This window comes from Brucella rhizosphaerae (assembly GCF_002252475.1).
GTDB classification, from domain to species: domain Bacteria; phylum Pseudomonadota; class Alphaproteobacteria; order Rhizobiales; family Rhizobiaceae; genus Brucella; species Brucella rhizosphaerae.
The window spans coordinates 401,728-421,052 of the sequence record NZ_NNRK01000034.1 but is presented as its reverse complement, the minus strand read 5'-3'; the positions used below and the strand labels follow the sequence as shown (position 1 = coordinate 421,052).

Below are 19,325 nucleotides of genomic sequence, written 5' to 3'. Positions count from 1 at the left end.
ATTCAAGCCGCGTGCTTGATACCTGCCAGCATCTTCTCTTCTCCGGGGCGCAAGGTCAGCACGCGGACTCCCGTGGCTGTGACTGCTACCGTATGCTCGAACTGCGCGGATAATTTTCCGTCGCGTGTCACCACCGTCCAGCCGTCCTGTTCCGTCTTCACCTTGGCTGTGCCCTGATTGAGCATCGGTTCGATGGTAAATACCATGCCTTCACGCAGACGAACGCCCGTGCCGGGCTTGCCGAAATGCAGGACCTGCGGCTCCTCATGCATCTCTCGGCCAATACCGTGGCCACAATATTCACGCACCACGCTGTAATCATGGCGCTTGGCGTATCGTTCAATCGCATAGCCAACATCGCCCAGCGTCGCACCGGGACGCACGGCAGCAATGCCCTTCCACAGCGCCTCATAAGTCACACGGACCAAACGCGAGGCAAAGGGAGCAACTTCGCCAATCATGTAGGTTTTGCTGGAATCGGCAATATAGTCGTCCTTTTCCAATGTGATGTCGAAATTGATGATCTCACCATTTTCGATGATTTCATCATTCGAAGGCATGCCGTGGCAGACAACCTCGTTCTTCGAAGCATTCAGCACATAGGGATAATCATACTGCCCTTTGCTGGCGGGTCGTGCATTCAGATCACGCGTGATGTAATCCTCGACCAGATCATTGACCTGCATTGTGGTCATACCAGCAAGCGGCGTGCGATCAAGAAGCGCAAAAACGGAAGCCAGCAATGCTCCCGATGCCGCCATCTTTTCCACTTCGGCAGGTGTCTTGGTCATGATGGCCTGACCACCATGACGGAAAGCTCTACCTGTGCGGCACGCAGCTGCATCTGAACAATTTCATTGAATGACATGTCGGGGTTGGCCTGCGCCAGCATGCCGATTTTCATCCAATATTCGGCCTGCGCATTGATTGAGCGGCACATGACATCGCTCGCCTTGCGCACTTCCTCATGCAGGTCGTCATCGATTTTCACAATGCCCATAGCTCTATCCAGTTAAGCAAATCATATCCGAAACATATATGGTTCGTATATTCATTTTTATCAAGTTTTCTCAATTACGCCTGCCTCACAAAATGAATTGATTTTAGTATGGCGCCATACTATATGTCACCGTATGGATATTATAGAGCAAAAGCATCATGCCCTTCTGGGTGAACTGAAACGTCGGAACGCTCCCTCTATTGGCGAACTCAAAACCTGTTTTGAGATCTTATCGCTTGCTGCGGCAATAGACCGGGATTGCGCCAACCGGCTCGCGCCTCACAAACTTTCTGAAGGTAAGTTTGTTCTGTTGTTTTTGTTGCAGAATGCACCGGATGGCCTTTCTCCACACACGCTTTCAGAGCGTGCGGGCGTAACCCGCGCGACCATCACCGGCCTGCTTGACGGACTGGAACGGGATGGCTTCGTCAAACGCCATGCCGACCTGCAGGATCGCCGTAAGCTAACCGTCCAGCTGACGCCTGAAGGCACCCAACTGGCGCAACGGCTTTTCGATGAGCATACGACGTGGATTGCAAGCCTGATGAGCGATCTTTCGCCCGGCGAACAACAGCTTCTGAGCACATTGCTACGCCGCATCTGGAGCCACACCGATGCGGGTCGCTCTTTCAAGATCAATGACACCTTAAGGGAAATGACATGACCTATTATCTCGCCGAGCTTTATTCTCCGAAATCGAGCTGGCACGCACTGAGCGCTGAAGGTCGACAGGCTTTTTTTGAAAAAGTCGGTGCAGGCATGGGTGGTCTTGCAGCCCTTGGTATCGAAGCCTTGGCACTAGGACCGGTTGATGTAACCAAGCCTTATGCACCTGAGCAGAGCTTCTTTGCCATCTGGCGTTTTCCAGACGAAGCAGCACTCGATATGCTGCTTGCCGGAATCACTGCTACCGGCTGGCATGATTATTTTGACACCATTAACGCGGCAGGTGCAGGCACTGACCTTCCCGGCCACCTTGCGCAACTGGCAAATGTGCCATTCAAAGAAGCTGCATGAGGCGAAAGCCAATCAATTGCGTCGGTCAATGCTCCCATTTATGGGAGCATTTTTATGTTTGAAGATCTTCCTCTCCGATCTCGCTTGACTCTTGCCTGACTCGATTCAATACTAGAACATATAGAGAACAAATGACGATTCCAGTAAAACTGTAAAGCGGTTTTGCATCTGGAATTGCATCCTTAAAAACCACAGGAATCCAGACGTGAGCGGCATCGACATCGCGGCGTTGCGGCGCATGGTTACGGCCATTGAAGGCAACGACCCACAAGACAATTTTGCAAATGAGGCACAGACGGGTTTCAGACGTTCGCGCAGCTTCACGCTCGGATTTTCGGGTACAGATGATGCTTTTCCGCATGGTCTTGCAGGCGATGCACTTCATGAGGTTTTTGCCGAAAGCCCCGGCGCACATATGGCGGCAACTGGCTTTGCTCTGGCGCTTGCCTTGCGGGCTTCACAAGCACAGAGGCCGATCATCTGGATTGAGGAAGAAAGCGCGTCGAGCGAATATGGCGGGCTCTATCCACCGGGTCTTCATGCTTTCGGGATTAATCCATCCCGCCTTTTGATTGTGCGATGCCCCACCGCACAAGATGTGCTGAAAGCAGCAGGCGATGCATTGGAAGCAGGCAATGGCAGTAAGGCTTCGCATCTCGTCTCCGGCATCGTCGCTTCCGTGACAGGCAAACCAAAATGTCTCGATCTCACCGCCTCACGGCGCTTGCTTCTGGCGACCGAGACGGCACAGCTTCCGGCGATTTTACTGCGCAGCCATCGAAGTGCTGTGCAAAGTGCCGCTGTCAGTCGTTGGCGCGTTGCGCCCGCTCCATCCCAGACCAGTGGAGCGAACGCGCCAGGAAAACCTGCCTTTGCAGCTGTTCTGGAGCGAAACCGCCACGGCACATGTGGCCAGTGGATCATGGAATGGAACAATGAAACTCTTGAATTTGGCGCAAAAGAAAGAACAGACAGAGCGTTCGTTCCTCGCACTCTGGTTCCCCTTTCTGCCGACGGATCGGTTACGCCGCGTCGCATCGCCTGAAAGCGCCCGCAATCTGCCGCTTGTCGTCACGGAACGCACCGCCAATGCGCTGCGAGTAACGGCGGTGGATGCGGCCGCAGCCACGCTTGGCATATTTCCCGGCATGGCGCTGACTGATGCACGCGCACGGGTGGAGATGCTTGACGTGGCACCTGCCATGCCAGAGCGCGATGCAGCCCTCGTCAATCACCTTGCTCATTGGTGCGAGCGCTACACACCGCTTGTAGCCTTCGATCCGCCACATGGACTGATGCTAGACATCACGGGCTGCGCCCATCTCTTCGGCGGGCTTGCAACCATGCGCGCTGATGTGATGGGGCGTATGGAACGGGCAGGCTTGTGCGCACAGGCGGCTATTGCCGATAATGCTTTTGCTGCACGGCTTCTGGCACGCGGAACCAAAGGCGGTGTGTTTGATCAGGCACAAGCCGATGCGCTTTTGCCACGTCTGCCGCTTTCTTCCCTTGAACTGGCAGATGCCAGTGAGACCGGCCTCAAACGTGCAGGCCTCAAGCGCATTGGCGATGTCATGCAACTTCCGCGCTCTGCTCTTACAGCCCGCTTCGGCCCTGATCTCGCGGCCAAGCTTGACCGACTGGCACGGCAGACACGTGCACCGATTTCGCCGCTGCGTATGATGCCGCTCGCCACCGCCGAGCACAGGCTTTCAGAACCAATCACTGTAATGGAGCTTGTCGAGCAGATATTACAGGAACTGGCACAGGAGCTGTTCGCACGGCTCGAAACAGACGGTAAGGGTGCGATCCTTATCGAAGCCTCCTTTTTTCGGGTGGATGGCCAGGTTCGCCATATCCGGATTGAAACGGGTCAGCCCCTGCGCGATATCCGGGTTTTCTGGCGTCTTGCGCGCGAGCGTCTTAATGCGCTGACAGACCCGCTCGATGCAGGGTTCGGCTTTGACATGATCCGGCTTGCTGCCCTTCGCAGCATCACACTCGCCCAGCACCAGACCGGACTTGATCAACACGAAGAAGACGATGCAGGTTTCAGCCAGCTCGTCGACCGATTATCGGCGCGACTGGGTCCGCAGCGCGTGCTGGTCACTTTTCCACGTGACACCCATATGCCCGAGCGCGCCTTCGGCCTGCGACCTGCGCTTCAATCCACAGGCAAAAGTGAGGCCAGTTATCAAAGTGCGACTACCTTGCCCGGCGATCCGCCTGCACGACCCATAAAGCTGTTTCGTCCACCACAGCTGATTGAGACAACAGCCGAAGTGCCCGACAGTCCACCTTCGTTCTTCATATGGCGTCGGGTACGTCATCGCGTGCGCCTTGCCGAAGGACCTGAACGGATCGAACCGGAATGGTGGCTAGCAATCGGTCAGACAGCACAGGATTTGCGCGATTATTATCGGGTTGAAGATGAAAACGGCCAACGCTTCTGGATATTCCGCGAGGGTCTTTATATGGGCGATAACCTGCCACGCTGGTTCCTGCATGGGCTGTTTGCCTAATGACCCGCTATTATGAAATGGCTGCTGCCAGCAATTTTTCATTCCTCAGTGGCGCATCGCATCCGCAGGAACTGGTGGAGCGCGCTTATACGCTTGGGCTATCCGGCATGGGGATAGCCGACCGTAACACGCTAGCCGGGATAGTGCGGGCGCACGCAACCTGGAAGAGTTTTCGCGACACGTGCAGTTTCCGGCTTTTCATCGGCTGTCGGCTGACCTTCATTGACGGAACACCTGAAATGGTCGTTTATCCGCGCGATCGTGCGGCCTATGGCCAGCTCTGCCGGTTGCTAACAGAGGGCAAGACCCGTGCTGCAATCAAGGGCGAATGCCATCTTGTCTGGGCAGATCTTCAGTTTCGGGCGCGACAATTCCAGATCGCTGTGTTTCCTCCTGAAAATCCAGGGCCGGAGTTTTCCACCCAATTGGCAAGCATTGCTATAGCTGCACCCGGCTGTCTCTGGCTGGCGCTTGCCATGCCACATCAGGGACAGGACGGACGACGGGCAGAACAGATTTCCCGTATCGCAGCAGAAGCCGGTGTGCCTCTGCTGGCGACCAATGACGTGCTCTACCATCATCCCGACCGACGCGCTTTACAGGATGTATTGACGGCAACACGTCATCACAGCACGGTTTTTGCCGCCGGTCGCTTGCTGGAGAAAAATGCCGAACGCCATCTGAAACCAGCCCATGAGATGGCACGACTATTCCGAAACTATCCGCAAGCAATCGACACCACTGCCGATTTCATCGCGCCAATTACCTTCACCCTCGATGAATTGAGCTACGACTATCCCGATGAGCCAGTGCCGCCGGGCAAGACCCCGCAACAGCATCTGCATGATCTCACATGGCAAGGGGCGGCACGTCATTATGGTGCCGACACGATACCCGAAAAGGTCAAAGGACTGATCAACAAGGAATTGGCGCTGATCGAGCAGCTTGACTATGCGGCCTATTTTCTAACCGTCAATGACATCGTGCAATATGCGCGCTCCAAAAAAATCTTGTGTCAGGGCCGCGGCTCTGCGGCCAATTCCGTGGTCTGCTTCTGCCTTGGGGTTACCGGCGTGGACCCAACTGAGGTCGACCTTCTGTTTGAACGTTTCATTTCCGCCGAGCGCAAAGAACCGCCGGATATCGATGTCGATTTCGAGCATGAGCGGCGCGAAGAGGTCATGCAATATGTTTACAGGCGCTATTCCACCGATCGTGCAGCCATTGTCGCAACAGTTATCAGCTATCGTTCGCGCAGCGCTATTCGCGATGTGGGCAAAGCACTGGGGCTGACCGAAGACGTCACAGGCGCGCTCGCCAATACGGTCTGGGGCATATCGGGCGGCGGTATCGATAAGCAACATATCCGGCAGGCGGGGCTTGATCCCGACAACCCGATCATTCGGCGGGCGGTAGAACTGGCGCTGGAGCTGATCGGCTTTCCACGTCATCTTTCTCAACATGTCGGTGGTTTTGTGCTGACCCGTGACCGGCTGGATGAGACTGTGCCCATCGGCCCTGCGGCCATGGACAAACGTTCCTTCATCGAATGGGACAAGGACGACATCGACGAAGTGGGGCTTATGAAAGTGGATGTGCTCTCTCTCGGCATGCTCACCTGTATCCGCAAAGCGTTCGATCTCATTCATACGCACAAGCCTGAGCAATATGGCGGTAGGAAGCTGGAACTCGCCACGCTGCCGCGCGATGATAAAGCCGTCTACGACATGCTTTGCAACGGCGATTCGCTCGGCGTGTTTCAGGTGGAAAGTCGCGCGCAGATGAACATGCTGCCACGCCTTCGCCCCCGAACATTCTACGATCTTGTCATTGAAGTTGCCATCGTGCGCCCCGGCCCTATTCAGGGCGATATGGTGCATCCATATCTGAGACGGCGGAACGGTTTGGAGCCGGTGATATACCCCTCTCCGTCACCCGAGCATGGGGAGCCCAACGAACTACGCAATATTCTGGAAAAAACCAAAGGCGTACCACTCTTTCAGGAACAGGCCATGCGGATTGCCATCGAGGCGGCGAAATTCACGCCCGATGAAGCCAATCAGTTACGCCGCGCCATGGCAACCTTCCGCAAGATGGGCACCATCCACACCATGCAGGAGAAGATGATCGACGGCATGGTGAACCGTGGCTATGACCGGACTTTTTCCGAGAACTGCTTCAACCAGATCAAAGGCTTTGGTGAATATGGCTTTCCCGAAAGCCATGCGGCAAGCTTTGCCCATCTCGTCTATATTTCCGCCTGGCTCAAATGCCATCATCCAGAGGTGTTCGCAGCAGCTCTTCTGAACTCCCAGCCAATGGGTTTTTATGCGCCGGCCCAGATTGTGCGCGATGCGCGCGAGCATGGTGTGACGGTGCTGCCTGTGGATGTGAACTTAAGCCAGTGGGACAATATTCTGGAGGAAGCTCCCTATAAGGGCCTGGCACTCAGACTCGGCTTTTGCCAGATCGATGGCTTTTCCAAAGAATCTGCAAAACTGCTGACTGCCGGTCAGCATGAACCCTATCGCACTATTGAGGATATGCATCGGCGCCTGCGCCTTGACCGGCGCGCCTTCACGCTGCTTGCCGATGCAGATGCTTTCGGTTCGCTCAATATCGACCGGCGCGCAGCCCTCTGGGCCGTGCGCCGTCTGCCCAATGATGAAACCCTGCCGCTGTTTCAGGCCGCTGCCAGCAGCGAGCTGGCAGAAGAGCCAAGAACCAACCTGCCTGCAATGGCAGCATCCGAACATGTGATCGCCGATTACGAAACGACACGGCTTTCGCTCAAAGGCCATCCGCTGCAATATCTGCGTGAAGGTTTGGCTGCGACAGGAGTTTCAACCTGTCGCGCAGTGCAGGAAGGAGGCAATGATCACCGCATGAAAGTGGCCGGCATTGTCACCGTGCGCCAGCGTCCGGGCAGTGCCAAGGGCGTGGTGTTCCTCACCATTGAGGACGAAACAGGCATTGCCAATATCGTCGTCTGGCCAAAAATCATGAAGGCGTTTCGCCGTGAAGTCATGGGAGCGCGTCTCATTCACATCGAAGGTCGTGTCCAGCGCAGCCCTGAAGGGGTCGTGCATCTGGTGGCGACAAAGCTCGAAGACCGCTCAGGCGCGTTGATAGACTTGAGTGGTCGTGAGCCACAACGGCTCGTTGCGCCCTCACAAACGGCGCATCATCCGAGGAATGTGAGGATTATGCCGAAATCCCGCGATTTCCATTAGAGCGTCGTGCACTGTATTGAACGCACAAAGGTCGCTCTAATTCCATGTACCGACAAAGAACACCGCGCAATAATGCAGTGCTGCACCAACTACGACGAAACCGTGCCAGATGGCATTCTGAAAACGCAGGCGTTCCCATACATGAAAGATCACGCCCAGCGAATAGACCATACCGCCAGCAGCGATCAGCCAAAAGACGGCCGGAGGCAACGATTGCACCATGGTGTCATAGACCATAACGCCGCTCCAGCCCAATGCCAGATAAAGCAGGATCGATAGCCGATCAAAGCGCCCCGGCATGAAAAGCTTGAGCATGATGCCAACGAAAGCCACCCCCCAAACAAAGAGCAACAGCGGCAAGGCACGATCACCCATATGTACTGCGAAGGGCGTATAAGTCCCAGCGATCAGCAGATAGATCGCCGAATGGTCGAAGCGTCGCAAGAACCATTTGGTCGGTGAAACCGGCCAGATATTATAGACCGCGGAAATTCCAAGCGCTGCGAGCAGGCTCGCGAGATAGACGCCGGACGAGATTGACGTCGTGGCAGGCATGTTCGGCAGAAAATAGAAAAGCATCGCAATGGCGCCAGCGAACGCAAGCGCCACGCCCAGCACATGAACCACACCATCAGCCCACAGCTCGGCTTTGTCATATTTCCATTTGATTGGATAAGGCAGTCTTACATCCATCACGCTCTTACGCTTTGCTTTAACGCACACCTTGTCCGAATATCGTTACACATTTTTCGGGATGCGCCCAATTTATACCAAGCTATGAGAATGGCATCGCATTGCAGCGTCAAGATGACAGATTGTCGATACGGCTCTTACTGCGCGGACCGTGTGAAAGATGCCTGAATTGGCGCAACACCGGGAAGCGGTGCAGCAGTACCTTCTGGCAAGGTTGCCGGTTCTGCTGAGGTTATGGCTGCATCGCGCGTTGGACCACTGCGCTTCCAGCTGCCATCGAGACCTGTTTCTTCCAGAAGCCCCTTACGCTTGGCATCATAATAATAGCCTCGCGCATAATAGCGGACCGCCTGGCTTTCATCGCCACCTGCAACCTTGTATGCGCCGGACAGATAGCGGACAGCATATTTCAGGTTCGTCTCGGCATCGAGAAGCCCCTTGGCATTGCCCTTGTAGCCCATGCCACGTGCAGTCGGATGACTGATCTGCATCAGGCCCCAATAAGGACCGTTTCGGGCGCCCGGATTGAAGCGGCTTTCACGGTGTACGACACGACGCACCAGTCGCTCCGGCACTTCGTAGGCAACAGAATATTTGGTGATGAGATCATCAAGACCATTGGGTGCATTATCCGGCGTTTCAAAAGCCATGCTGGTGGCAAGGGACGCGGGCGAAGCTGCTGCCTGTGCGCCAGCAAAGGCAAGCATCGGCTCAGATTGTCCACGGACACCGGGAATGGGTACGACCGATGGAAGTACCGGGTTTTCAAGCGATGCCACAGCTTCCGTGCCAGTTGCGGCTGAAGCAACTGCAGTTCCGCCAGCGGCCGGATTGATCACGTCGCCCGTTGCTGCTGTTGCAACCGCTGTAGTTGTCGCTGACGCTGACGCTGCATTTGGTGTGATCAGCGCTGTTTTTACAGGCTTGCCGTCATTGGTCGTGTTGCACGCGCTCAAAGCGACGGCGCAGCCAAGGAGAAGAACACCTTTAAAGACCGGAAGAGAAGTTGATTTGGAAAAAACCTGAAAACGCATGTCCGATTGATCCTTAGGAATCGAAATCTTGTTCGATACGTTTTTCGAGTTCAACCAGATCTTCTGGCAGAGGCATACCTGTGGCTTTGAGCGCATTGAGCTTCTCGCGAACTGTTTCGCGAATCTCATGAACGTCCTGCGGCTGGTTAACCATCTGCTCAAACAGCAGAGCAATTTCCGCCTTGATGTCCTCGAATGCCATAAGACCCTCTTGGCTTGAGCGGGTCCGTTTGGCGGCCCGGTTCAGTCAATATTCTTTCAATCGATAAGCGTCATGTACCACGCAAAATACGCAAAGCGGAAGCCCTGAACGTCACAGACGCGTCAAAATGAATATTTCAATCCGTAACAGAGTGCTCCGAACCCTCACAGAATGCGCGGCAGCATCGTATCTATTGCATTGAATTCATGCGCAAAAATTCCGAGATCGTCCAGGCCGAGAGACCCGTCTGGATCGAACAGATAAATGCTCATCCAGATGAGCGCGCATGTCAGCAGAATCGCCAATATCGTCAAAAGCAGAAGGCGGCGACCGAGCGCAGCTTTGTGGCCCGCCCCGTCCTGTGGTGTCTTGTTCATGTTCAATCGTCGTTTGTGGCGTTCAAATCTTCGGGCGGTGTACCATGTTCTGACGGTGCTGCAAGGTATCCTTGCTGCACGAGTGATTTGCGTAAAATATGGATGATGGCTTCGGTCTGGTTCAGACCGGGATGCCTTTCGTTGATAAAGCGCTCAAGAGCATCATGTATGTCAACGGGAAGATAAGTACTCATCATTCCTCCTTCGAAAGGTTCTCGATACGCAATCCATTTCTGACTGTCTCAGGACAGGATTTCGTCAGACAACTTTCACCGAAATTGTGCCAACACCATCCACATTGCCCTGCAGTAAGTCTCCCCGCTTCACTGCTCCCACGCCTGCCGGCGTGCCGGTATAGATGAGATCGCCCGGCTGCAAGACAAAGAGCGATGAAAGATACGCGATCGTTTCCGGCACTTTCCAGATCATCTGGTTGAGATCGCCTGCCTGACGCTGCTCACCATTGATTTTAAGTGTAATGGCCGCTGATTGCGGATGACCGACGTCTGATACGGGTGCGATGGCAGAACAGGGAGCGGAATGCTCGAAAGCTTTCGCAACTTCCCACGGACGTCCGGCCTTTTTGGCAACAGCCTGCAAATCGCGCCGTGTCATATCGATACCAACGGCATAGCCATAGACATGATCGAGCGCCGTCTCGACCGGGATGTCGCTGCCACCTGTCTTGAGCGCCACAACCAGCTCAATCTCATGATGCACGTCTTCGGTCTTTGGCGGATAGGGAAAATCGCCACCATCAATCACAAGATTATCCGGGTTTTTCTGGAAGAAAAAAGGCGGATTGCGCGTTGGATCACCGCCCATCTCGATAGCATGATCGGCGTAATTCTGGCCGACGCAATAAATACGATGCACGGGAAAACGTTCTTCAGTGCCCTTCACAGGCACAAAAGGCTGTGGTGAGGGCGCGAAAACATAATTGGTCATGAATGGCTGATCCCGTGAGAATTTTAAAGCATGTCCAGCAAAGGTGCGTGAGCTTCTTGCGTCGGATAATGCGTAAAAACAGTTAATGCGCTTCAGATGATTCCGTTTTAGCCAGAACCGTTTGATTGCATCATGCAGGCAGGAATCAGCTGCCGCAAGTCTCGAAAGAGCAAAATTGCGTTACGTCTTATGTCGAAGCGACAACGTAGTCCGCATCGCGTGAACTAGAAACCACAAGTTGGGCATTGGGAATATCGTTGGAAAGCGCCCTCTCACGTGCCGCATCTTCAGTGTGCCCATAATCGAGCCAACGCTGGATAAGACGGCGTTCAAGCTCTGCAAAAGGCACGTCCAGAAAGATGGTCATGTCGAAAAACGGTTTAAGGCGCGTCCACGGCGCCTGATCAAGCAGCAGATAATTGCCTTCCACCAGCAGAACCTGATGCCTGGCACTCACGATTGAAGCACCAGCGCGTGCTAAATCCAGCGTGCGGTCAAATGCCGGAATGACCACGTCTTCCGATGCGTTTTTCAAACGCTCCAGAAGGGCTGCAAAACCCGCACAATCAAAGGTCGGCGGAGAGCCTTTGCGGCTGCGTAACCCACGTTCATCAAGAATTACATTGTCGAGATGAAACCCATCCATGGGCACGACAACGGCAGGTCCAGCACCGCCTTCATTGACCGCATCCCGCAGAAAATCAGACATAGTTGACTTGCCCGCGCCGGGAGGCCCGGCGATTGCAACAACCAGACGACCCTCGCTATTGGAAAGCCGCGCAAGAATTTCCGCAGGCAGACTTTCAGCTGAACAACGTGTCATGTGGGGTACCTAAATTGAAAATTAGAAGTGCTTCTGTAAAACAGCACACAGTTTGTTATTTTCAAACAATAAGTTTGATCTATCTTGTCTTGCAATGACCGCAAAGACTGATCACTTGCTTTAAACCAAATTATTGAATCGAACGGGAAAATTATGACTGTCAGAACAGTTGCCACCACGCCCTTTCAGGATCAGCAGCCCGGCACCTCCGGTCTGCGCAAGAAAGTCCCGGTTTTCCAGCAGCCCAATTATGCTGAGAATTTCATCCAGTCGGTTTTCGATGTGCTGGAAGGCTTTAAAGGCAAAACCCTTGTGCTGGGTGGCGATGGACGCTTTTACAATCGTGAAGTGATCCAGAAAGTCATGAAAATAGCTGCCGCGAATGGCTTTGGTCGTATCATGGTTGGTCAGGGAGGCATTCTGTCGACGCCTGCTGCGTCAAACATGATCCGCAAATACAAAGCCTTTGGCGGCCTCATTCTTTCCGCGAGCCATAATCCCGGCGGCCCCAACGAAGATTTCGGCATCAAATATAATATCGGCAATGGTGGTCCAGCGCCTGAGAAGATCACAGAGGCGATCTTTGCACGCTCAAAAATCATCGATCAGTACAAGATCACCGATGCAGCTGATGTCGATATTGACAAGGTTGGGACTGCCAAGATTGGCGAGACGGAAATCATCGTCTTCGATCCGGTCACTGACTATGCCGAATTGATGGAAAACCTGTTCGACTTTGATGCGATCCGCGCCATGATCAAGAGCGGCTTTGGGCTCAAGTTCGATGCCATGCATGCTGTCACCGGCCCTTACGCCAAAGAAATTTTCGAGCGCCGCCTTGGTGCGCCGGAAGGCAGCGTAATGAATTTCGTGCCGCTGCCTGATTTTGGTGGCCATCACCCTGACCCCAATCTCGTCTATGCCAAAGAGCTTTACGATCTGCTGATGTCTGACAATGCGCCCGATTTTGGTGCGGCATCAGACGGCGACGGTGACCGCAATCTCATTATCGGTCGTGGCATCTTCGTAACTCCATCCGATTCGCTCGCCATGCTTGCGGCCAACGCGCATCTGGCGCCAGGCTACAAAGATGGCATCAAGGGCATTGCCCGCTCTATGCCAACCAGTGCGGCAGCAGACCGCGTAGCGGAAAAGCTCGGCATTGGCATGTATGAAACACCGACTGGCTGGAAGTTCTTCGGCAATCTGCTTGATCACGGCAAGGTCACGATCTGCGGCGAAGAAAGCTCCGGCACAGGCTCGGATCATGTGCGTGAAAAAGACGGGTTGTGGGCTGTTCTGCTCTGGCTCAACATTCTGGCTGTGCGTAAGGAAAGCGTAAAAGCCATTGTGGAAGAGCATTGGGCGCGTTTTGGGCGCAACTACTATACCCGCCACGATTACGAAGCCGTTGATTCTGACATTGCGAAAAAGCTGGTTGGCGATCTGCGCGACAAGCTTGCAAGCCTGCCCGGGACGAGTGTTAACGGTCTCAGAATCGAGAAGACAGATGACTTCGCCTATCATGATCCGATCGATCATTCGGTGAGTGAGCATCAGGGCATCCGCATCTATTTTGAAGGCGGCGCACGTGTCGTTCTGCGTTTGTCAGGCACCGGTACATCGGGGGCCACCATCCGCATTTATATCGAGCGTTATGAAGCAGATCAGGCCAGGCACAATCTCGATACGCAGGAAACTTTGGGTGCCTTGATTGATGCTGCCGAACAAATCACTGAGGTGAAAAAACGCAGCGGACGAACCGAACCGAGCGTGATCACCTAAAAACAGATTTCCACTCTTGGGAGACAAGCTTTAATAAAAAGGGCCCGTTCGGGCCCTTTTTTAAGCATTATCCAGCGCAAAACCGGTTCCCACTTTTCGGGATACGCTTTACTCAAAAACAATCGCCGGAGCGGGCTTACCAGCCCCCTTCCCACTCTTCATGTTTTCCCAGACCTTGCGCGCGATCTCACGATAAATCACTGCATGTTCGCTGTCCGGCTCCACCGCGGTAATCGGCGTACCATTATCGGAATGAGCGCGCACGTCCATATGAAGCGGCACTTCGCCCAGGAAAGGCACATTGAGGCGTTCGGCCTCTTTGCGCGCTCCACCATGGCCAAAAATATCGTAGCGCGCGCCGGTATCAGGCGCGATGAAATAGCTCATGTTCTCGACAATGCCCAAAAGCGGCACATCCACCTTGCGGAACATGTTGAGGCCCTTGCGCGCATCGATCAACGCCAGATCCTGTGGTGTGGATACAACGACTGCGCCAGCAAGCGGAACCTGCTGCGCCATGGTGAGCTGTGCGTCACCTGTGCCGGGAGGCATATCGACAACGAGTACATCAAGTTCGCCCCATGCCACTTCACGCAGCATCTGCGTCAGAGCCGAAATGACCATCGGACCACGCCAGATCATCGGCGTATCTTCTTCAACCATGAAACCCATGGACATGACCTTGAGGCCATAATTTTCCATCGGCTTCAGTGTGCGACCTTCAATCGTTTCCGGTCGCCCGGAAAGACCGAGCAGGCGCGGCATGGAAGGGCCGTAAATATCTGCATCAAGCACGCCGACCTTAAGCCCATTGGCCACCATTCCGAGCGCGAGATTAACGGCTGTCGTGGATTTGCCAACGCCGCCCTTGCCTGACGCAACCGCTATGATTGCGCCAACACCGGGAACGCCGGGCTTGCCAGCCGGACGTGGCTCTGGACGTGATTGGGGTGCGTGACTATGTGCGGCCGCAGGTGCTGGTCGCGCCTGAGGTTTGGGAGGTGGTGGGGCATCATCGCTGGTGCGGCCACCTTTTTTTTCCGCAGTCAGCGTCACCAGCGCACCGGACACGCCCGGTATTTCCTTCACTGATTTTTCGGCGGCAAGCCGCATCGGCTCCAGCGCATCTGCGCGATCCGCCGGGACCGTAATGGAAAAGAAGACCTTGCCGTCAGCAATGAAAATATCTGAAACCAGACCGAGCGACACGACATCGCTTTCGAAATCTGGACCTGTCACAGCCTTCAGCCGCTCCAGAACCTGTTCACGCGTTACGCCTGACATTATTCCAACCTCGTCTGCAGCAAGCCCTCGTCTGCAACATGCATTGAGCTTGCCCGCTTCGCATGTCTTGAGATAATCCAGTTTTAGCCAAAAGGCCAATAGATCCGATGAAAGAGTTTCCAGCAGCAGGTGACATAATGGCTAAAGCCATCCATTCGATGATACGCGTTCTCAACGAAGTCCGATCGGTTTCCTTCTACGATAAGGCCTTCGGGTTGAAGATTGCCGAGCGTATCGATTTTGAAACTTTTACGCTGATCTATCTGCGCAATGAGAAAGCGGACTTCGAGGTGGAGCTGACAGTCAACAAAGGACGCGCCGATCCCTATAATCTTGGTGATGGTTACGGGCATCTCGCTGTTGTGGTCGATGATCTTGACGCTGAATATGCACGCTTCACCGAACTCGGGTTCAAAGTTGGCAAACGTGTGGATTTCAAGAACGGAGACGTGCAGGTCGCTCGGTTCTTTTTCGTCGAAGACCCGGATGGCTACAAGATTGAAGTCATTCAGCGCGGTGGGCGTTATCAGTAAGGAACAAGCGGTTGGGCGAGTAGAGCATATCAGTCGAACAACTTGCCTATGCCCCTTCCAAAGCAGCCAGCTTCTATTTGACACTTGGCAAATGAGGCCGGGATGAATTAGGTAAAGCGCGGCACAAAGGAGAAGCAGAGAATTGAAGGCTGGCGCGATGCAATTGCGGGTGATGCTGGCAGTACGTTTGCTAAGCGTACTGGCGCTGATGCTCGTCGCTTTTGCACATAAGCCGATCGATATCGCCTCTGCTGAAGAATTGCTGCTTGCGGAATATGTTCTGCCCGACGGCACTTATCCGGTGCTCTGCCTCACCGATCATGCGGTTGACAGCAACGGGCATGACCGGGACCAGCATCTGCATAATAGCAATGTCTGCGATGCCTGCCGCATTTCATCGGCGTTTCTTTGTCCAACGCCCACAGCCTCCAGTGGGGCTGCACCGAATGTGGCATTGGCAAATGCTGTGGTGCCTTCTCAACCAGTTCTTTGGCGTGACATCTATCCGCCATCGGCGCCGCCACAAGCGCCGCCCTTCGCCTGAAATCAGTCTTTCAATGCGCGCTCAAAGCTAAGCCGCGTCCGAACACACAACTATTCAGGTTTATGACAATGAAAAACTCACGGAAAAATTCTCGTTCTTTTGCATCCGCCATTTCGCTTTTCGCTCTTTTTGCATCCGCAGGACTGGCCAATGCGCATTCATCGCTAGAACAGAGCGAAGCCAAGGCGGGCGGGTTCTACAAGGCTGTTCTCCGCATTCCACATGGTTGCGATGGCAAAGCTACAACGGCAGTAAAGATCGAACTGCCGGAAGGCTTTGTTTCTGCGCAGCCGCAGCCAAAGGCTGGCTGGAAAATCGAAACAGCCAGGGGCGATTATGCGCAGAGCTACAAAATCCACGGCAAGGATGTGACTTCCGGCGTCAAACAGGTGACGTGGAGCGAAGGCGACCTTCCGAGTGATTTTTACGACGAGTTCGTCGTGGTTGGCCAGCTTGCCAAATTTGACAAGGATACAATGCTGTCCTTCCCCGTGACCCAGTTCTGCGGAACGGATGATTCCGTCACCTGGACCGAGATTGCCAAAGACGGTCAGAATCCGCACGACCTGGAACATCCTGCACCACAGCTCCGGGTGCTGGCAGCTGCCGGTTCCGATGAACATGCCGGTCACAGTGAACATGGCTCAAATGCCTCACACGGCGATCACGCAATGGCACCGATCAAAGTTGGCGAGCTGACCATTACCGCTCCTTCAATTCGCGCCATGGTTCCCGGTGCGAAAGTCGCTGGCGGTTTCCTGACCATTGCAAATGATGGCAAGGCCGCAGACAAGCTGGTCAGCGTCACTACGACTGGCGTCAAGCGTGTCGAAATCCATGAAATGAGCATGGAAAATCAGGTCATGAAGATGCGCAAGATTGATGGCGGGCTGGATATTCCAGCAGGTGAAACGGTGGAGCTGAAATCAGGCGGATATCACCTGATGTTCATTCAGCCGGAAACGCCATACAAGGAAGGCGACAAGGTTTCAGCAACACTTGAATTCGAAAAGGCCGGTAAGGTTGATCTCGAATTTCCAGTGACACCGCAAAGCGGCAAATCCGACGACCATTCAAATCATTAAAGCAGGTTTCGATCTGACATTTTGATCGATATGCATCCCGAAATTCGTTTCAGATTTTTTGGGATGCACTCCGTCGCAGGCGCAAAGGGCGGTAACGCGCTTCTCTCCGTGCTTTATGCGCCCGTTTGCCGCAACCGCTGCCCCGTTGTAGCGGTTGCGTTCTTCGTTTATTGCTATAAACATGAATGTAATAGTCTAGAATAATTCTACACTATTGAAATAATTCATCTTTTTAAAAGCTGAGTAATTGACTCCAGATCAAATTACCGCTTTTATGCATGCGAGTTATTTTGTGCAACCTTTGATGTCTGGGCCTTGAACCCTTTCGATTGGAGGACCCGATGATCGGTCTCAGTGAATGCCGGTCCGCAAATGTGGATGGATTGCCATGGCAACTTCATCTTTTGCCGACCGGATACTGCAATGCGCGAGGGGAAACAGAACGCCTCGCGAAACATAAGCAGCAAGGCTGCGCATTTGTTCGCACCTCTGAATGGAGGCGAACATGAATATGCGCATCTCGGAGCTGAATGGCACCAACAGCGTGGGCTATTATGATCGCCTGCCGGAAAAGCTGGTGCTGGAAGGCTATCGCCGCTGGACCGCCGGTTTTGAAACCGGGTCGATCATTCCCTGGGAAATGACCTGGGGCCTCTATTCGGAAGTGCTTGGACCCTCTGAAGCAAAGCGTGCAATCGCCGAGCTTTCTCAGTTCATTCGCGTATTGCGCCATTGTGCAAGCTGTCAGTTGAGGGCGTTTCCATTCGATTCGCACCATGTGTGTCGTGAGGAATGCCTCACGCTGGGCCTGATCTCAGGCCTCCAGAATCAGGATGGTTTGCTGCTCGAAACCTGCCTCGAGGCTATCGCCTGCAAACGGCGTTGCGACGATGTGGCAGATGCAGCCCGCAATTTTGCCGACACATTGGCCGATTTCGGACAGACTTTGTTGCCAATACCGATCCATGCCATCGACATTGCTCTGAACATAACCCATCGCGCGACCTTTCACTGATTTCAGGAACGCTGCGTAGGAAACCACTTTGATTTAAGCCGCTCATTGCGGCGCGAGGAGAACGAAAATGCAAGCCAGAACCGAACGACGCCTCGGCTTTGTTGCTGCCATTGCTCTGACGACAGCAGCCTTTGCCATGCCGGCAATATCCACCCAGATGGCGCAGGATATGACTGCATCGAAACCACAGACGCTTCATGCATCGGTCGACAGCATGAAGTCTGAGCTTTCACGCCTCGTCGCTTTTGCCGACACTGCGGCCAAACCTGTTCACTTTGAATAGTCGGACATCGATCTGATAGCCGGAGAAATGACCTCCAGTCAGCCCGGAAAACTTTGGAGCGCGTGCATTTCCCGAATGCACGCGCTCTAATTCTTTAGCGTGATGAAACACCGATCATCCAACGATGATAGGTGCCTTTCCCTGAACGCGATTATAGAGATCGATGATGTCCTGATTCATAAGGCGAATACAGCCCGACGACATCGACTGACCAATCGACCACCATTCAGGCGATCCATGGATACGGTAGCCAGTGTCACTACCATTCTGGAAGATATAAAGTGCGCGCGCGCCGAGGGGATTTTGCGGACCCGGCTCCTGACCATTGCGGTATTTTTCAAGATCTGGTCTGCGCTGGATCATTTCCGGCGGTGGTGTCCAGCGCGGCCACTGCTTCTTGTATTGCACATTGGCACGGCCCTGCCATTCGAAACCGGCCTTGCCGATGCCCACGCCATAGCGCAGCGCCTCGCCACCCGGCAGCACATAGTAAAGGAAATGATCCTTGGTGCTGACCACAATTGTTCCCGGCGCTTCGCCTGTCGGATCCGGCACGATCTGGCGTCGGAACTCTTTCGGCACTTTGCTGTAAGGGATCGCTGGAAGCGCATATTGGCCTTCCTGCACCGCCGCATACATCACGTCAGGTGTAGTGATCGCCTTGTCCACGCTGATTTGCGGGCGCATGGGCGTAATACCGCCAGTAGACATCGGATCGATGTTCATCTGGAATGCAGACATGTCCATCGTTTGCGAGCAGCCCGCAACACCACCCAGCAAGGCAGCACCTGTGCCGAGCAGAAAATGACGGCGGCTTAATTTCTCATTCAATTTAGACATACAAATCGCCCAACTCGAAACAATTGGCAAAGTGCCTTCTTATCGTTCCGACAATTTGCGTCCTTATGGTTGAGGAAGCGTTAAACACTTCGCGTAAACGTTAAGAA

At 54.0% G+C, this 19,325-nt stretch carries 22 protein-coding genes; 11 read left to right on the top strand and 11 right to left on the bottom strand.

The features are described 5' to 3' along the window. Window positions 1-2: 2 nt before the first annotated feature. Together map and CEV32_RS19075 are read right to left on the bottom strand one after the other, a co-directional pair. Window positions 3-791: a type I methionyl aminopeptidase gene (gene map, locus CEV32_RS19080; protein ID WP_094578688.1), complete on the bottom strand. Its 789-nt coding sequence runs from the start codon at window positions 789-791 to the stop codon at window positions 3-5. Then, a complete protein-coding gene (locus CEV32_RS19075) occupies window positions 788-1,000 on the bottom strand; it encodes a ParD-like family protein (RefSeq protein ID WP_094578687.1) in 213 nt (70 codons plus the stop codon). Before CEV32_RS19075 ends, map begins: the two co-directional genes overlap by 4 nt. A gap of 133 nt (window positions 1,001-1,133) precedes the next feature. On the opposite strand from CEV32_RS19075, the gene CEV32_RS19070 reads away from it, so the two are divergent. From CEV32_RS19070 to CEV32_RS19050, 5 genes are all read left to right on the top strand, one after another. Beyond that, entirely contained in the window at window positions 1,134-1,664 is a 531-nt protein-coding gene (locus CEV32_RS19070) for a MarR family winged helix-turn-helix transcriptional regulator (RefSeq protein ID WP_094578686.1), read from the top strand. Beyond that, window positions 1,661-2,017 carry a DUF6616 family protein gene (locus tag CEV32_RS19065; protein WP_094578685.1) on the top strand — a complete coding sequence of 119 codons (357 nt, stop codon included), beginning with the start codon at window positions 1,661-1,663 and terminating at the stop codon, window positions 2,015-2,017. The genes CEV32_RS19070 and CEV32_RS19065 overlap by 4 nt, the downstream gene beginning before the upstream one ends. A 205-nt stretch (window positions 2,018-2,222) precedes the next feature. After that, entirely contained in the window at window positions 2,223-3,062 is an 840-nt protein-coding gene (locus tag CEV32_RS19060) for an ImuA family protein (protein WP_094578684.1), read from the top strand. Further along, entirely contained in the window at window positions 2,953-4,539 is a 1,587-nt protein-coding gene (locus tag CEV32_RS19055; protein ID WP_094578683.1) for a Y-family DNA polymerase, read from the top strand. Before CEV32_RS19060 ends, CEV32_RS19055 begins: the two co-directional genes overlap by 110 nt. Then, window positions 4,539-7,772, top strand: a complete 3,234-nt coding sequence (locus tag CEV32_RS19050; RefSeq protein ID WP_094578682.1) for an error-prone DNA polymerase — start codon at window positions 4,539-4,541, stop codon at window positions 7,770-7,772. Before CEV32_RS19055 ends, CEV32_RS19050 begins: the two co-directional genes overlap by 1 nt. Before the next feature lie 36 nt (window positions 7,773-7,808). Here the strand turns inward: CEV32_RS19050 and trhA are convergent, their stop codons facing one another. The 7 genes from trhA to CEV32_RS19015 form a co-directional block, all read right to left on the bottom strand. Continuing rightward, window positions 7,809-8,465, bottom strand: coding sequence for a PAQR family membrane homeostasis protein TrhA (gene trhA / locus CEV32_RS19045; protein WP_094578681.1), 657 nt, complete (start codon window positions 8,463-8,465; stop codon window positions 7,809-7,811). Between the two features lie 137 nt (window positions 8,466-8,602). Then, the gene (locus CEV32_RS19040) at window positions 8,603-9,499 is read right to left on the bottom strand and encodes a lytic transglycosylase domain-containing protein (protein WP_094578680.1); all 897 of its coding nucleotides are present in this window, start codon (window positions 9,497-9,499) and stop codon (window positions 8,603-8,605) included. A 13-nt stretch (window positions 9,500-9,512) separates the two neighbouring features. Continuing rightward, window positions 9,513-9,701, bottom strand: coding sequence for a hypothetical protein (locus tag CEV32_RS19035; RefSeq protein ID WP_094578679.1), 189 nt, complete (start codon window positions 9,699-9,701; stop codon window positions 9,513-9,515). A gap of 164 nt (window positions 9,702-9,865) precedes the next feature. Next, complete coding sequence (locus CEV32_RS19030) at window positions 9,866-10,078, bottom strand: hypothetical protein (RefSeq protein ID WP_094578678.1); 213 nt, start codon at window positions 10,076-10,078, stop codon at window positions 9,866-9,868. Window positions 10,079-10,080: 2 nt separating this feature from the next. Then, entirely contained in the window at window positions 10,081-10,272 is a 192-nt protein-coding gene (locus CEV32_RS19025; RefSeq protein ID WP_094578677.1) for a hypothetical protein, read from the bottom strand. Window positions 10,273-10,336: 64 nt separating this feature from the next. Beyond that, window positions 10,337-11,026: a fumarylacetoacetate hydrolase family protein gene (locus tag CEV32_RS19020; RefSeq protein WP_094578676.1), complete on the bottom strand. Its 690-nt coding sequence runs from the start codon at window positions 11,024-11,026 to the stop codon at window positions 10,337-10,339. A 187-nt stretch (window positions 11,027-11,213) separates the two neighbouring features. Further along, entirely contained in the window at window positions 11,214-11,849 is a 636-nt protein-coding gene (locus tag CEV32_RS19015) for a nucleoside/nucleotide kinase family protein (RefSeq protein WP_094578675.1), read from the bottom strand. Window positions 11,850-12,002: 153 nt separating this feature from the next. Between CEV32_RS19015 and CEV32_RS19010 the strand changes: the two genes are divergently transcribed. Beyond that, window positions 12,003-13,634 carry an alpha-D-glucose phosphate-specific phosphoglucomutase gene (locus tag CEV32_RS19010; RefSeq protein ID WP_094578674.1) on the top strand — a complete coding sequence of 544 codons (1,632 nt, stop codon included), beginning with the start codon at window positions 12,003-12,005 and terminating at the stop codon, window positions 13,632-13,634. A gap of 108 nt (window positions 13,635-13,742) precedes the next feature. On the opposite strand, the gene CEV32_RS19005 is transcribed toward CEV32_RS19010, so the two are convergent. Further along, window positions 13,743-14,918 carry an Mrp/NBP35 family ATP-binding protein gene (locus tag CEV32_RS19005; protein ID WP_094578673.1) on the bottom strand — a complete coding sequence of 392 codons (1,176 nt, stop codon included), beginning with the start codon at window positions 14,916-14,918 and terminating at the stop codon, window positions 13,743-13,745. 137 nt (window positions 14,919-15,055) lie between these two features. On the opposite strand from CEV32_RS19005, the gene CEV32_RS19000 reads away from it, so the two are divergent. From CEV32_RS19000 to CEV32_RS18980, 5 genes are all read left to right on the top strand, one after another. Beyond that, window positions 15,056-15,451, top strand: coding sequence for a VOC family protein (locus CEV32_RS19000; protein ID WP_094579168.1), 396 nt, complete (start codon window positions 15,056-15,058; stop codon window positions 15,449-15,451). Window positions 15,452-15,593: 142 nt separating this feature from the next. Further along, window positions 15,594-15,995, top strand: coding sequence for a hypothetical protein (locus CEV32_RS18995; protein ID WP_167382829.1), 402 nt, complete (start codon window positions 15,594-15,596; stop codon window positions 15,993-15,995). A 68-nt stretch (window positions 15,996-16,063) separates the two neighbouring features. Beyond that, window positions 16,064-17,080 carry a DUF1775 domain-containing protein gene (locus CEV32_RS18990; protein ID WP_094578672.1) on the top strand — a complete coding sequence of 339 codons (1,017 nt, stop codon included), beginning with the start codon at window positions 16,064-16,066 and terminating at the stop codon, window positions 17,078-17,080. 505 nt (window positions 17,081-17,585) lie between these two features. Further along, the gene (locus tag CEV32_RS18985; protein WP_208620873.1) at window positions 17,586-18,095 is read left to right on the top strand and encodes a hypothetical protein; all 510 of its coding nucleotides are present in this window, start codon (window positions 17,586-17,588) and stop codon (window positions 18,093-18,095) included. A 67-nt stretch (window positions 18,096-18,162) separates the two neighbouring features. Next, window positions 18,163-18,378 (top strand): hypothetical protein, encoded by a 216-nt coding sequence (locus CEV32_RS18980; RefSeq protein WP_094578671.1) that lies wholly within the window; start codon window positions 18,163-18,165, stop codon window positions 18,376-18,378. 114 nt (window positions 18,379-18,492) lie between these two features. Here the strand turns inward: CEV32_RS18980 and CEV32_RS18975 are convergent, their stop codons facing one another. Continuing rightward, complete coding sequence (locus CEV32_RS18975) at window positions 18,493-19,218, bottom strand: L,D-transpeptidase (protein WP_094578670.1); 726 nt, start codon at window positions 19,216-19,218, stop codon at window positions 18,493-18,495. Between the last annotated feature and the right edge of the window lie 107 nt (window positions 19,219-19,325).